The 12,974-nt window shown below is 72.9% G+C and carries 14 protein-coding genes and 1 pseudogene; 9 read left to right on the top strand and 6 right to left on the bottom strand.

The genetic code is table 11. From position 1 onward, the window contains the following. Window positions 1–459 precede the first annotated feature (459 nt). Both ACFYPG_RS29730 and ACFYPG_RS29725 read left to right on the top strand, forming a co-directional pair. The gene (locus tag ACFYPG_RS29730; RefSeq protein ID WP_355009269.1) at window positions 460–687 is read left to right on the top strand and encodes a thioredoxin reductase; all 228 of its coding nucleotides are present in this window, start codon (window positions 460–462) and stop codon (window positions 685–687) included. Next, window positions 684–1,445, top strand: a complete 762-nt coding sequence (locus ACFYPG_RS29725; protein WP_387354562.1) for a pirin family protein — start codon at window positions 684–686, stop codon at window positions 1,443–1,445. The genes ACFYPG_RS29730 and ACFYPG_RS29725 overlap by 4 nt, the downstream gene beginning before the upstream one ends. 157 nt (window positions 1,446–1,602) lie before the next feature. On the opposite strand, the gene gndA is transcribed toward ACFYPG_RS29725, so the two are convergent. Together gndA and ACFYPG_RS29715 are read right to left on the bottom strand one after the other, a co-directional pair. Next, window positions 1,603–3,045 carry an NADP-dependent phosphogluconate dehydrogenase gene (gene gndA, locus ACFYPG_RS29720; protein ID WP_355009268.1) on the bottom strand — a complete coding sequence of 481 codons (1,443 nt, stop codon included), beginning with the start codon at window positions 3,043–3,045 and terminating at the stop codon, window positions 1,603–1,605. Between the two features lie 189 nt (window positions 3,046–3,234). Then, the gene (locus ACFYPG_RS29715) at window positions 3,235–3,531 is read right to left on the bottom strand and encodes an MTH1187 family thiamine-binding protein (protein ID WP_387354561.1); all 297 of its coding nucleotides are present in this window, start codon (window positions 3,529–3,531) and stop codon (window positions 3,235–3,237) included. A gap of 289 nt (window positions 3,532–3,820) precedes the next feature. Here ACFYPG_RS29715 and ACFYPG_RS29710 point away from each other — a divergent pair, with 289 nt between their 5' ends. After that, window positions 3,821–4,219, top strand: coding sequence for a hypothetical protein (locus ACFYPG_RS29710; protein ID WP_387354560.1), 399 nt, complete (start codon window positions 3,821–3,823; stop codon window positions 4,217–4,219). A 454-nt stretch (window positions 4,220–4,673) separates the two neighbouring features. On the opposite strand, the pseudogene ACFYPG_RS29705 reads toward ACFYPG_RS29710, so the two are convergent. Then, a pseudogene (locus ACFYPG_RS29705) lies at window positions 4,674–4,892 on the bottom strand (energy-coupling factor transporter transmembrane protein EcfT); the annotation flags it as partial. Window positions 4,893–4,997: 105 nt separating this feature from the next. On the opposite strand from ACFYPG_RS29705, the gene ACFYPG_RS29700 reads away from it, so the two are divergent. Genes ACFYPG_RS29700 through ACFYPG_RS29675 form a run of 6 tightly spaced genes read left to right on the top strand, consistent with a single transcriptional unit; the run spans window position 4,998 to window position 12,298 of the window. Then, window positions 4,998–6,533 (top strand): hypothetical protein, encoded by a 1,536-nt coding sequence (locus ACFYPG_RS29700; protein ID WP_387354559.1) that lies wholly within the window; start codon window positions 4,998–5,000, stop codon window positions 6,531–6,533. 4 nt (window positions 6,534–6,537) lie between these two features. Next, a complete protein-coding gene (locus tag ACFYPG_RS29695) occupies window positions 6,538–6,963 on the top strand; it encodes a hypothetical protein (RefSeq protein WP_355009264.1) in 426 nt (141 codons plus the stop codon). Then, window positions 6,960–7,541: an FHA domain-containing protein gene (locus ACFYPG_RS29690; RefSeq protein WP_355009263.1), complete on the top strand. Its 582-nt coding sequence runs from the start codon at window positions 6,960–6,962 to the stop codon at window positions 7,539–7,541. The genes ACFYPG_RS29695 and ACFYPG_RS29690 overlap by 4 nt, the downstream gene beginning before the upstream one ends. A gap of 8 nt (window positions 7,542–7,549) precedes the next feature. Next, on the top strand, window positions 7,550–8,353 hold the full coding sequence (locus tag ACFYPG_RS29685; RefSeq protein ID WP_355009262.1) for a protein kinase: 804 nt from the start codon (window positions 7,550–7,552) through the stop codon (window positions 8,351–8,353). Then, complete coding sequence (locus ACFYPG_RS29680) at window positions 8,350–10,371, top strand: cation:proton antiporter (protein WP_387354558.1); 2,022 nt, start codon at window positions 8,350–8,352, stop codon at window positions 10,369–10,371. Before ACFYPG_RS29685 ends, ACFYPG_RS29680 begins: the two co-directional genes overlap by 4 nt. A 19-nt stretch (window positions 10,372–10,390) precedes the next feature. Continuing rightward, on the top strand, window positions 10,391–12,298 hold the full coding sequence (locus ACFYPG_RS29675) for a serine/threonine-protein kinase (protein WP_355009260.1): 1,908 nt from the start codon (window positions 10,391–10,393) through the stop codon (window positions 12,296–12,298). An 8-nt stretch (window positions 12,299–12,306) separates the two neighbouring features. Here ACFYPG_RS29675 and ACFYPG_RS29670 read toward each other — a convergent pair whose 3' ends face one another. From ACFYPG_RS29670 to ACFYPG_RS29660, 3 genes are read right to left on the bottom strand one after another with little or no spacing between them, the layout of a single operon-like run. Beyond that, entirely contained in the window at window positions 12,307–12,483 is a 177-nt protein-coding gene (locus ACFYPG_RS29670) for a hypothetical protein (RefSeq protein ID WP_387354557.1), read from the bottom strand. Beyond that, the gene (locus ACFYPG_RS29665; RefSeq protein WP_355009258.1) at window positions 12,480–12,821 is read right to left on the bottom strand and encodes a hypothetical protein; all 342 of its coding nucleotides are present in this window, start codon (window positions 12,819–12,821) and stop codon (window positions 12,480–12,482) included. The genes ACFYPG_RS29670 and ACFYPG_RS29665 overlap by 4 nt, the downstream gene beginning before the upstream one ends. Further along, a complete protein-coding gene (locus ACFYPG_RS29660; protein WP_387354556.1) occupies window positions 12,818–12,961 on the bottom strand; it encodes a hypothetical protein in 144 nt (47 codons plus the stop codon). The genes ACFYPG_RS29665 and ACFYPG_RS29660 overlap by 4 nt, the downstream gene beginning before the upstream one ends. Window positions 12,962–12,974: the final 13 nt, after the last annotated feature.

The raw sequence follows: 12,974 nt of genomic DNA, 5'->3' as shown, positions 1-12,974 counted from the left end.
GTTGAACGCCTTCGCCATCACCTTCAGCGACCGCTTCCCACCCGCTGAAACCTACTAACCAAGATCGCCGGAAACACCCTTAGCGAGACAGCCCCATGCGGCCGGGCCGGGCCGGGCCGGGCAGGGCCGGGCCGGGCGGGTCCGGGCGGGGGTGGGGCGGGGGCGGGCAGGGTGGGCGCAACGGTCGGGTGGGGCGCAACGGTCGGGTGGGCCGCAACGGTCAGGGTGGGGCGCAGGGCTGGGGTGGGGCGCAACCGCCGTGGGGATCGCCGGGCCGGTCCGCGCTCGCGGGGCAGGGTGGGGCCGTGTGGTTGGGGTGAGCCGCCCGGTCTGGGCCAGCTCTCGATCGGGGGCGGGGTGCGCGGTGGTGGGTTGGGGTGGGTGCGCTCGTTTCGGGGTCCTGCGCAAGGGTGGCGGGTAGGGTCCGGAGGTGGTGGGACGACAGCGGTTGGGGGCCAGATGCGGGATCTCCGCTTCAAGATGATCATGGCGTTGAACGCCGCCGACCTGGGCGACCCGATCTGCGAGCAGGTAGCCGAGATCTGTGCCGAGATCGCCGAGCAGCACTGTGCCGAGTTCGGCCACACTCCCCAGCTACGCACCGGTGAGATCGCCGAACTGGCCAGCGGCGATCCGGCCCTGACCTGGGCGCCGTCGACCCCCGACGCCGGGCAGCGTGCCTGGTGACCGCGCCAGCGCCCGCCGTCGACATCCGTCGTGCCGATGATCGATTCGCCACCCGGATCTCCTGGCTGGACTCCAAGCACTCCTTCTCGTTCTCCCGGCACTACGACCCGGCCAACACCCACCACGGCCTGCTGCTGGTCAACAACGACGACGTGGTCCGACCGGGCGCCGGCTTCGAGACCCACCCGCACCAGGACATGGAGATCGTGACCTGGGTGCTGCGCGGTTCCCTGGTGCACCAGGACTCCACCGGGCACTCCGGGGTGATCTACCCGGGTCTGGCCCAGCGGATGAGCGCCGGCACCGGCATCCTGCACTCGGAGAAGAACGACGCCTGGCGGCTCAACAACCAGGAGCCGCACACCGACCCGGTGCACTTCGTGCAGATGTGGGTGCTCCCCGACGAGCAGGGCGTAGACCCCGGCTATGAGCAGTTCGAGATCGAGGACGAGCTGCTCCGCGGGGGCCTGGTGCCGATCGCGTCCGGGATGGACCGCTACGACGGCGCGTCCGCGATCCGGATCCGCAACCGGTACGCGACCCTGCACGCCGCCCGTCTCGCCCCCGGCGACGAGGTGACCATCCCGGACGCGCCCTACGTGCACCTCTACGTGCCCAACGGCACGGTGACCCTGGAGGGCAGTGGTCCGCTCGGCAGCGGCGACGCCGCCCGGCTCACCATGACCGGTGGCCGGCGGGTGACCGCCGACGAACCGGCCGAGATCCTTGTCTGGGAGATGCACGCAACGGTCGCCTGACCGCTACCGGTTCGCACCTGCCGTCTCCCTAGATCACGCTTGAACATGGATGTAGTGGCCTCCACGGAGAGGGAGGCCACTACATCCTGGATCAAGCACGATCTTGCAGGGCGCAGGGCGCAGGGCGCAGGGCGCCGCGAACCGGGCTTCGCGCCGGCTACGCCGGCGACTCGGTGCGGTCGGCGGCCCAGGTGGTGTGGAACGAGCCCTCGCGGTCCACCCGCTGGTAGGTGTGTGCGCCGAAGTTGTCCCGCAGACCCTGGATCAGCGCCGCGGGCAGCCGCTCCGCGCGCAACGCGTCGAAGTACGCCAGCGACGACGAGAACGCGGGCGTTGGCACACCGGCCCGGGTCGCATCGGCCACCACCCGCCGCCAGCTCGGCACGCCAGCGCTGACCGCCTCGGCGAAGTACGGCGCCACCAGCAGCGTCGGCAGGTCGGGCTGCTCGTCGTACGCCTCACGGATCCGGTTGAGGAAGCGGGCCCGGATGATGCAGCCGCCCCGCCAGATCGTCGCGGTGCCGCCAAGGTCGATGTCCCAGTTGTACTCCTGGCTGCCCGCGCGGATGTGGTCGAAGCCCTGCGCGTACGCGACGATCTTGGAGGCGAGCAGTGCCCGGCGGACGTCCTCGACGAACGTCTCCCGGTCGGTCACCTGCCACTTCTCACCCGCGTCGGGGAACGCCCGGCGGGCCGCCTCGCGCTGGTCGACGTGCCCGGAGAGCGAACGGGCGAAGGTTGCCTCGGCGATCCCGGTGATCGGGATGCCCAGGTCCAGGGCGCTCTGCACGGTCCACCGACCGGTGCCCTTCTGCTCGGCCCGGTCCTGCACGATGTCCACGAACGACCTGCCGGTCGCCGCGTCGGTGTGCGCGAGCACGTCGGCGGTGATCTCGATGAGGAACGACTCAAGCTCGCCGTTGTTCCACTCCCGGAAGATTTCCGCGATCTCAGCGGGCGTCGCGTCCAGGCCGGCCCGGAGCAGGTCGTACGCCTCGGCGATGAGCTGCATGTCGGCGTACTCGATGCCGTTGTGCACCATCTTGACGAAGTGCCCGGCGCCGTCCGGCCCGACGTGCGTGCAGCACGGCACGCCGTCCACCTGGGCGGCGATCTTCTCGAACATCGGCCCGAGCTTCGCGTACGACTCGGCGGAGCCGCCCGGCATGATGCTCGGCCCGCGCAGCGCGCCCTCCTCGCCGCCGGAGACACCGGTGCCGCTGAAGTGCAGCCCCTGGGCCCGCAGCGCCTCCTCGCGGCGACGGGTGTCGGCGAAGTGGGCGTTGCCACAGTCGACGATGATGTCGCCCTCGTCGAGCAGCGGCACCAACTCGTCGATCACCGCGTCGGTGGGCGCGCCGGCCTTCACCATCACGATGACCGCGCGGGGTCGTTCCAGTGACGCCACGAAATCGGCCATCGTCTCGCCGGGCAGGAACGTGCCCTCGTCGCCGTGCTCGGCAACCAGGCTGCGGGTGCGCTCCGGCGAGCGGTTGTGGACTGCCACCGTGAAGCCGTTGCGGGCCAGGTTGCGGGCCACGTTGCGACCCATCACCGCCAGCCCGGTCACACCGATTTGTGCCCTCGCCTGATCAGCCATTCGTGCCGCCACCTCTCGTCACACCACTATCAGCGCTTGGAAACTTACCGTGATGTGAGCCGATACGGACCAGTGATCGACGTCCCGTTACTGCACGTGATGCGGACGTTGCCCCTGGCGGCTCGGGCCATCGGCGCTGGTCGGTGAGCCCCGCGCAGGGAAACGTGTCGTCATTCCGCGCCGCGCACGTCAGCCTTCGGCGAGACGGGCTTCGATTCGGGCGATCTTCCCGGTCAGCGCGTCGGTGACCCCAGGTCGGACATCGGCCTTGAGCACCACACTCACCCGGGGCGCCCGCGCGGCGACCACGTCGACAGCCTGCTTCACCACCGCCATCACCTCGTCCCACTCGCCCTCGATGGTGGTGAATATGGCATCGGTCCGGTTGGGCAGGCCGGACGCACGGACCACCCGCACCGCCTCGGCGACCAGGTCACCCACGGAGTCGTCACCGCCGAGCGGGGTGATCGAGAACGCGATCAGCATCTGCCGATCGTGCCAGTAAAAACGGATGCGCGTCGGTCGGGCGGTGGCTACGGTACGAACATGCGTAACTGACGCCCCACTTCCGAGCCGGCCCGCCGTCCCGCGTCGCGGTCCGTGCGCTCCCGGGCGTCCCGCATTCCCTCCCCGCCGTTCGGTGGCGATGGCCCTGCCTGGCCCGGTGAGCAGTCCCTTCCCCAATCGACCGCCGCGCAACGGCGGTCACCAGCCGATCCGACCGACCGCCGCAGCGCGGGACCGGCCGTGCCGGTCGGCCTTGAAGGAGGCCCGGATGCCTGCCAGGCGTAACCCGAAGAAGACCCGTACCCCGAGAGCGACGCCGCTCGGCGTCGACCCGGCGGCCGGCAACGGCCCGTTTCCACCCACCCGCCCCGACCTGGACCTCACGGTCGAACCGGCCCTGCCGGCGGTGCTGGTGGAACCGGCCCTGCCGGCCGAGCCGGCCCTGCCGGCGGTGCTGGTGGAGCCGGCATCTGGCCTGGGCGAGGTGGCGCCGCCGGTCGATGTGCCGGCAGCGGTCGACGCGCCGACGGTGGGAGATCTGCCCAAGCCAGCCGCACGACCGAAGGCACCGACAGCAGGGCCACCGCAGGGTGGCGGCAACCGCTCCGGCGGCGGCCGCAGCCAGCAGGCCGGCCAGGCCCGCCGCTACGCCTTCCGCCGCAGCTGATCGAGCCGCCCACCCCGCCCCGCCCGTCCCGCCCACCCGGCCGCGCCCGTCCCGCCCACCCCGCCCCGCCCGTCCCGCCCGCCTCGGGCCGCCCGTCCCGCCCGCCTCGGGCCGCCCGGCCCCGCCCGCCTCGGGCCGCCCGGCCCCGCCCGCCTCGGGCCGCCCGGCCCCGCCGCGCCCCACCCCGCCCGGCCCCGCTGCCCCCCGCGATCTTGCAATTTCTGTCCGCGTATAAACGGCATATCGGGATGAACCAACGACAGAAGTCGCAAGATCGGCGTAGGCGGGCGAGGGCGAGGGCGGGGGCGCTGGGCGCTGGGCGCTGGGCGCTGGGCGCGGGATGGTGACAGCAACATCAGGGATGTAGTGGCCTCCATGGCGAGCGAGGCCGCTATCTCTGATGTTGTGTGGATCTTGGCCCAGCGGGGGCCCAGCGGCGGGCCAGCGGCGGGACTCAGCTGATCAGGGGGCGGAAGGCGCCTAGGAGGATGCTTGTGGTCAGGGCGGCTCCGGCCAGCACGAACGCCCCGGCGATGAGGAGGGCGTCGGCGCGGGTGAAGTACGGCCGCCGGGCGACGGTACGGGGTGTGCCGGCGTCGAATCCGCGGGCGTCCATCGCCACGGCCAGCCGGGTGCCTCGACGGATCGCCCCGACCAGCAGGGCGAATGCGGTGGGGTCCGTTCCCGGATTCGTGGGGCAGCGGGGCGTCGGCCGCCGTGCTAGAAACTCTCCGACGTGGCACGGGCGGGGCGTGCCGCGCGAACGGGGAGCGGTCTGGTGGAACAACATGAGGCGGCCGGAGATCTCAACTCCGAACTGCTGGCCAGCGACGTGTGGGCCGATGAGATGCTGGCCGGCGCCGGCATACCGGTGGTGGATGTCCCGTTCGTGACGGTCGGCGGCGGGATTGGCTCCTTCGTCACTGTGGACTACCTCCGCATCGCCGGAGTGGCTGCCGACCGGATCCGGGTGCTGTCCAACATCGACCATCCCTGGCAGACGTACGAATATCTGACCCGGGTGTCGCAGATTCCGCGCCACGAGCGGATCCGCTCCGACTCGTCCTCCCGGCCCGACAACATCTGGGGCTTCCCGTCGTACGCGGTGGCGGAGGCCTGGCAGGAGCGCAGCCTTCGGCCGCTGCTGCACGTGCTGGGTGAGCCGCTGTTCAGCGACTACTGGACGCCCCGGGCCGGGCAGGTGTTCGCCGGCCTGGAGCGGGAGGCGGAGCGGATCGGATACCGGGACATGCTGGTCGACGGCGTGGTGCGGATGGTCCGGCGGCGTGCCGGGGGCGGCTACTTCACCATCCTCACTCCGCCGGCCGGCAGCTCGTCGACCCGGCGGGTTGCCTACCGGTCCCGATTCGTGCACCTCGCGGTCGGCTATCCCGGCCTGCGTTTCCTGCCGGACCTGCAGCAGTTCCGCGAGACCCACCAGGATTTCGAGCACGTGGTCAACGCCTACGAGCCGCACGAGCACGTGTACGAGGTGCTCAAGAACCGGCCGGGCACCGTGCTGGTCCGGGGCGGCGGCATCGTCGCGTCCCGGGTGCTGCAGCGCCTGATGGACGACCGGGAACGGCACGGTCTGGGTACCGAGATCGAGCACCTGTTCCGCACCTATGTCAGCGGCGCGCACGGGCCGCACCCGTGGCTGCGCCGCCGGGGCGGCGACGGATGGGCGTACCAGGGGTTCAACTATCCCAAGTCGGTGTGGGGCGGCCAGCTCAAGGCCCGGATGCGCCGCCTCGAGGGCGCGGACCGGGCCGCCGCGTACGCCGCGATGGGCGGCACCAACACGCCGAGGCGCCGCCGCTGGCAGGAACAGATGCGCGCCGGCCGGAAGGGCGGCTGGTACCGCACCTGGCAGGGCACGGTCGACCAGGTGGAACCGACCGCCGACGGCCGGATCGCCAGCCGGGTCACCGGCGACGCCGGCACGAGGACGCTGCTCGCGGACTACGTCATCGACTGCACCGGCTTGGAGGCCGACATCGCCGAGCACCGAGTCATCGCGGACCTGCTCGAACATGGCGGCGCCGGCCGCAACCCGGTCGGCCGCCTCGACGTGGAGCGGCACTTCGAGGTACGCGGGACAGCGAGCGGCGACGGTGCCCTCTACGCCTCGGGCACGGCTACCCTCGGCGGCTACTTCCCCGGCGTGGACACCTTCCTGGGGTTGCAGATCGCAGCCCAGGAGATCGCCGACGACCTGGCGCGTCGAGGCTTCGGCGCCCGCCTCGGGCCGGTGCGCTCCACCATGGAGTGGGTGCGGTGGATGCGTGGCCGGCCTGCCGGTCAGAAGGGCTGAGACGATGGTGCCCACCCTCGCCGGACGGATCCAGACCCGGCTCGTGCTCCTGGCGGTCGTCGGCTCACTCGTGACCGCGATCGTGACCCCGCTGCTGCCCTCCGGTGTCGGCTACCGGGACACCTTCGGGGTGCTGGTCGCCGTCGCCGTCCTCGGCGTCGGCTGGGAGCTGGTCTACCACCTGCTCATGCAGTTCCGCTGGGAGAAGGACTGGCCGCTGCTGTTCGGTCTGGGCACGGCGGTGCCCGAGGCGGCGCTGATCTGGCTGCTGCTCGACCACCACGCGCTGCCGGGGCTCGCCGGGCCACCTCCGCTCGGTGCGTTCCTGCTGCACTTCTTGGCGGTCTGGCTGGCGGTCTGGCTGGTCGCCAACGGCCCGATGCGGGTGCCGTTCCTGCGCTGGCGCTTCTTCGGCGGGCGGCTCGGGTGAGCGGCCGGAAGCCGGACCCGGCCGTGCCGTTCACCGCGGTGCTGCTCGTCGCCGGCGCCACCGAGGTGGTCGCGACGACGGCCGGTGAGCCGACGGTCGTGCTGCCGGCGATGGTCGAGGGCGTGGACTGCCGGAACGGCCACTTCAACGACCCCGGGCTGCGCTACTGCCAACGCTGCGGCATCGCCATGCATCAGCAGACGCTCGCCACCCGGCTGGCGCCGCGGCCGCCACTCGGCGTGCTGATCACCGACGATGGGGTCACCTTCCGGCTGGACACGGACTATGTCGTCGGGCGCCGTCCGGAGCAGCATCCGGACGTCCGGGCCCGGCGGGCGCGGCAGGTCCGGCTCACCGGCGAGATCTCCGGAGTCTCCCGCCTGCAGTTGCGGATCCAGCTGCGCGGCTGGCAGGTGGCGGTGGTGGACCTAGGCTCTGCCAACGGCACCATGCTGCGCGAGGCAGCGGACGCCGACACCCGGCGGGTGCCCGCCGGCGAGCCGGTCGTGATCCGGCCCGGCACCCAGATCGAGTTCGCCGCACGGTGGCTGCGGTACGAATCCCACCGGAACCCCTGAGGAAGCCCGTGCGCGGCATCGCCGACTACACCTTCATCCGCCCGCTCGGCTCAGGTAACCACGGGACCTTCTACCTGGCGAACCGGCCGGCCCGGCTCCCGATCCCGGCCGACCTGGTCGCCGTCAAGGTGCTGCACGCCGAGTCCGAGGAGACGGCGTTCCGGCGGGCGACCCGAGAGCTCGCCGCGTTCGCCGCGGTCAGGTCCCCGTACCTGGTCGACCTGTACGACGCAGGTCAGCACGACGGCTTCTTCTACTACTCGACCGAATACCTGCCGGACGGCTCGCTAGCCCAGCCCGCCGTACCGGTCGACCGGTCGACCGCGCTGCGGGCGCTCGCCGACGCGGCCCGGGCGCTGTCGGCCCTGCACGCTGCGGGCATCGCGCATCGCGACATCAAGCCGGGGAACGTGCTCCTGCGCGACGGTGGCGGTCGGCTGGCCGACCTCGGCCTCTCGCAGATCTTCACCGAGGGCGCCACCATCACCGGGATGGGGTCGGCCGACTCGGTCGAGTACGTCGACCCGGCGGTGCTCCTCGGCGACCCCGCCGGACCCGACGGTGACGTCTGGTCCCTCGGCGCGACCGTGCACCGGGTGCTCGCCGGCAGCGGCGTCCACGGCGAGTTGCCCCCGGGAAACGCGCTGCTCGCCCTGCGGGCGGTGCTCGCGCGGCCGCCCCGCGTCGACCCCGACCTGCCGGACGCGCTGCGCGGGCTGGTGGCGGACTGCCTGGCGCCCGCGGGCGACCGTCCCACCGCGGCGCAGGTCGCGGCCCGGCTCGACGGGATCGCCGCGGAGAACGAGGCGTGACCGCGCACGCGGTGGGCCAACTCCTGCTCGCCCTGGCCGTCGTGATTGCGCTCGCCCGCCTGCTCGGGGCGGCGGCGAAGCGCCTCGGGCAGCCGCCGGTGGTGGGCGAGATCGTGGCCGGTGTGCTGCTCGGTCCGACCATCTTCGGTGCCGAGCTGAGCGGGCGGCTGTTCCCCACCGAGATCCGGCCCGCCCTGTCCGGGCTCGCGAACGTCGGTCTCGTGCTGTTCATGTTCATCATCGGCTACGAGCTGGACCAGTCCCTGGTGCGGGGCCGGCTGCGGGCGGCGGCCGCGGTCTCGCTGGGATCGATCGTCGTGCCACTTGGCCTCGGCGTCGGTCTGGCCGGGTGGTTGGCGGGGCGGCACGACGTCGACCGGGTGGTGCCGTTCGCGTTGTTCCTCGGCGCCGCGATGGCGGTCACCGCCTTTCCGGTGCTGGCGCGGATCCTCGCCGATCGGAGGATGGTCCGGACGGAGTTGGGCGGGCTGGCGCTTGCGAGCGCCGCCGTCGACGACGTGGTCGCCTGGTGCCTGCTGGCCGGGGTCGTCGCGGTGGGCGGTGCGGAGGCCGGATTCCCGTGGCAGGTGCTGCTCGTGGCACCGTACCTGCTGGTGATGTTCGGCTGGGTGCGGCCGATGCTGCGCCGGTTGACGGTCGTCCGGGCACGTGCCGGCCGACTCACCCCGGACGTGCTCGGTTTCATCCTGGTCGGCCTGCTGCTGTCCTGCTACACCACGGAGCTGCTCGGCCTGCACGCCATCTTCGGTGCCTTCGTCTTCGGCGCGATCATGCCGCGGGTGGACGGTTCGGCGCTGCGGGAGGAGATCCTGGAGCGCCTGGAGCAGGTCTCCGTGCTGCTTCTGCTCCCGGTCTTCTTCGTGATCGCCGGGCTCCAGGTCGACCTGTCCCGGATCGGTCTCTCCGGTGTGGTGGACCTCGCCCTCATCCTCGTCACGGCGATCGGCGGCAAGTTCGTCGGCGCGTACCTCGGCGCCCGCTCGCAGCGGGTCGCCCGACGGCCGGCGGGGGCGCTCGCGGCCCTGATGAACACCCGTGGCCTCACCGAGATCGTCATCCTCACCGTGGGTCTGCAGCTCGGCATCCTCAACCCTGAGTTGTTCTCGCTGATGGTGGTCATGGCGCTGGTCACCACCGTGATGGCCGGGCCACTGCTCAATGTGATCTATCCCCGTCGCCTGGTGGACCGGGACATCGCCCAGGCACAGCGGGCCGCGCTCGGTGGGCCCGACACCCACCGGGTGCTGGTGGTCGTGCCGGAGGGTGAGCGGGCGGCCGAACTGACCGCGCTCGCGGTCGACCTGGCCGGATCCCGAAGACCCGCCGAGGTGGTGCTGAACCGCCTGCTGCCGTACCCGGTAGCCGCCGTGGAGGTCGGTGCGGGCCTGCACACGGAGCTGGCGGGGATGACCGCCGCGATGGGGGAGCTGGCCCGGTTGGCCGAGTCGGTCCGCAGCGCGGGTCTCGGCGCGCCGGTGCTGGTGCGGTATGCGACCGACCCCCGAGGTGAGCTGGCGGGCGAGGTGGCGACGGCGCAGCCGGCCGTGGTGCTGTCCACCCAGCCCGCCGACGTGGACGTGCCCGACGCGGTGTGGGTCACGGCGCACCGGTTGCCGGCCCGCCCCTGGCCCGCCGTGGCGGTCGCCGCGGACGGCGCCGACGGGCCGGCCGCGCTGCGGGTGGCCGCCCAGCTCGCGGCGGGCGCGGGGGTGCCACTGGTGGTGGAGTCGGTCGGTTCCGGCGGCGGGGCCCGGCGGGCCAACGCGGCGGTTCGCGCGCTGGTCCGGCAGGGGGTGGCCGTGGACACTGGCGGGGAGGCGCCGACGGGGGCCCTACGGATTGCCGGCCGCGACGTCGCCTCCGACGGGGCGCACCTCACCGTCCAGGGTGGAAGGTCGGTGGACGCCGCCGATGGGCAGTGGTTGGTTCCGCCGCGGTCCCGGGAGGAGCGGGACGGGTGCGATACTGTGCCGGCTCCCGGCGCGGACCGGGCGTGAGGCACGGAAGTGGGACGGGATGACGGGCGATACCACCGAAGACTTCCAGCCGCTGCGCCCTGGCGATCCCCGGCACCTCGGGACGTGCCGGCTTCTCGGCCGGCTCGGCGAAGGTGGGATGGGCACCGTCTTTCTGGCGGAGCAGCCGGGTGGCCGACGGGTGGCGGTCAAGGTGATCCGCACCGACCGCTCCGACGACGCCGAGTTCCGGCGGCGCTTCCGGGGCGAGGTGAAGCGGGCCCGGCAGGTTCCGCCCTTCTGCACCGCCGAGGTGCTCGACGCGGACCCCGATCATGAGCCGCCCTACCTCGTCGTCGAATACGTCGACGGACCGAGCCTGGCTGCCGTCGTGGCGGAGCGGGGGCCGCTGACCGCTGGCAACCTGCACGGCCTGGCGATCAGCGTGGCGACGGCGCTGACCGCCATCCATGGTGCCGGCGTGATCCACCGCGACCTCAAGCCGAGCAATGTGCTGCTGCCGCCGGGCAGCCCGAAGGTGATCGACTTTGGCATCGCCCGGGCGGTTGAGGGCAGCGCCGTCACCCGGACCGACCAGGTGGTCGGGACGGTCGCGTACATGGCGCCGGAGCGGTTCGAGCCGGCCGGCAGTGGGACGCTGACCGCCGCGGCCGACGTGTTCGCCTGGGGCGCGGTCGTCGCGTTCGCCGGTACGGGTCGGACCCCGTTCGCAGCGGACACGCCGCAGGCCACCGCGGTGCGTATCCTCACCCAGGAGCCGGGCCTGGACGGGTTGACCGGCCCGTTGCGCACACTGGTGGAGCAGGCGCTGGCGAAGGATCCGGCGAGCCGGCCCGGTGCGCGGGAGTTGCTGGACCGGTTGCTGACGGTCGCTCCGCGGCCGGAGACCGGCTCCGCCGAAGTGACGGCCGACCGGTCCGCGCTGCTCGCCGCCGTCGAGCAGGCGCAGGCGGCGACCGACCAGCGTCCCCTCCTCGAGACCGAGCTCGCCGGTCGGCGGCACACCACCCACGGGTCCGTGGTCGCGTCCGGTGCCCCTGCCACGCCGCCTGCGGACGACGACGCCACCACCCGGTGGGGTGTCTCGTCCGCCACCCCGACGCCGAGGCCGACCTCCGTCGCGAGGCCGGCGGACGCCCTACCCGCCTCCGCGCCCCCGCCCGCGACCTCCGCGCCCGCGATGAGCCCGCCCGCACCGACTCCCCGGCGGTGGCCGTTCGTCGCCGCCACGGTGCTCTCCGCCCTGGCGCTGGTCGCCGCGCTGGCCGGCGTCGGCGTGCTGACCGGGGTGCTGCGGGGAGGCCCGGGCGAGCCGCTCGGCCTCGCCCCGACGCCGTCCGTCGAGCCGTCCGTCGAGCCGTCCGGCGCGACGCCGGCACTGCCGTCGGTGGTGATCCGGGATCCGCTCACCGTCACCAACTACTGGCGGACCCGCACCGACGAGAAGAACCGGGTCAGCTGCGCGTTCGACGGGGCGTACGTGGTGACGAAACGGTCCGAGGGTCCGTACCGCTGCCTGGGGCCGCAGCAGTCCTTCGCCGACTTTCAGGTCGAGGTGGACGTGGCGTTGCGGCGGCCCGGCAGTTGCGCCGGCATCTGGTTCCGCTTCACCGACCTGACGGGTGGGCACGCGCTGCGGGTCTGCCCGGACGGATATCACCTCGTGGCGCACGGAGTGGACAGCCCGAACGCGGTCACCCCGGCGGGCACCTTCCCCTACCCGGCTGGGCAGCTGGCACTGGGCCGGACGATCCAGGTGGGCATCGTCGCCAGGGGCGGGCAGTTGCGGTTCCTCCGGGAAGGTGTGGAGATCGGCGCGGCCCGGGACGGCGCCCCGGTGCCGGGCCGGGTGGTGCTCGGCATCTTCCGCGACCCGGCCCGGGACGAGCCCGCAGAGCCGCCGTACGAGGTGGCCTTCCGCGACGTCGAGATCCGGCAGCTCGACTGAACGTCCGGTCAGTGCTGCCCGGCGCGGCAGGGCGTCGGGTCCGGCACCTCGCACGGGGCGATGCCGGCGGCCCGGTACGGCGTGGCCACCAGCATCAGCTCGCCGGCCTGCCACTGCGGCCGGACGAAGTCCCGGGTGTGCACCACGGTCTCCCGTCCGGCCGGCGGCGCGCCCAACACGATCACCGCTGGATGGCGCTGGCGTCGAGCAGCTCGGCGACGGTCAGCGTCCCGACCAGACGGTCGACCCCGGGATAGCGCACCGCCCGACCCGAACGGCGGGTGGCGTGCTCCATGGCCGCATGGTCGGCGGCCTGTCTCAGCTCGGCGGGGCTCGCCGGCAGCCCGGCCAGCCGGTCGTCGGACAGGTCGCTGCCCAGGCTCAGGGCCACGTGTGGATGCGGTGCCCAGGACAGGTGGGTGCAGGCCACCAGGTCGGGCAGGTCGAGCGGGGGTACGTGCTCGGCCAGCCAGTGCTCGGCCTCCCGTACGGTCCGGTGGCCCAGGCTCAGCCCGACGATCACCGGTTCAGCGCCCAGGCGTAGCAGCCCGACCCGTACGCGCGGCAGTGCTCGGCGACCGGGGCGGAGCGGTCCAGCGCCGGGAGTCCGTCGGTGACGGCCGTCTGGTCGTGGTCATCGCGGGGTGCCGGTCCGTGTCCCATGTGCTGCTCCAGT

Origin of the sequence: Micromonospora sp. NPDC005553 (genome assembly GCF_042871765.1) — a bacterium.
GTDB lineage: Bacteria > Actinomycetota > Actinomycetes > Mycobacteriales > Micromonosporaceae > Micromonospora.
This window is presented reverse-complemented; position numbering and strand designations above follow the sequence as displayed.

What these genes read in the sequence shown, in the direction of transcription:
- ACFYPG_RS29660 (WP_387354556.1), bottom strand. Translation starts at nt 12,961, where the DNA reads ATGGGACACGGACCGGCACCCCGCGATGACCACGACCAGACGGCCGTC.
- gndA (WP_355009268.1), bottom strand. Translation starts at nt 3,045, where the DNA reads ATGGCTGATCAGGCGAGGGCACAAATCGGTGTGACCGGGCTGGCGGTG.
- ACFYPG_RS29675 (WP_355009260.1), top strand. Translation starts at nt 10,391, where the DNA reads ATGACGGGCGATACCACCGAAGACTTCCAGCCGCTGCGCCCTGGCGAT.
- ACFYPG_RS29710 (WP_387354560.1), top strand. Translation starts at nt 3,821, where the DNA reads ATGCCTGCCAGGCGTAACCCGAAGAAGACCCGTACCCCGAGAGCGACG.
- ACFYPG_RS29695 (WP_355009264.1), top strand. Translation starts at nt 6,538, where the DNA reads ATGGTGCCCACCCTCGCCGGACGGATCCAGACCCGGCTCGTGCTCCTG.
- ACFYPG_RS29730 (WP_355009269.1), top strand. Translation starts at nt 460, where the DNA reads ATGCGGGATCTCCGCTTCAAGATGATCATGGCGTTGAACGCCGCCGAC.
- ACFYPG_RS29715 (WP_387354561.1), bottom strand. Translation starts at nt 3,531, where the DNA reads ATGCTGATCGCGTTCTCGATCACCCCGCTCGGCGGTGACGACTCCGTG.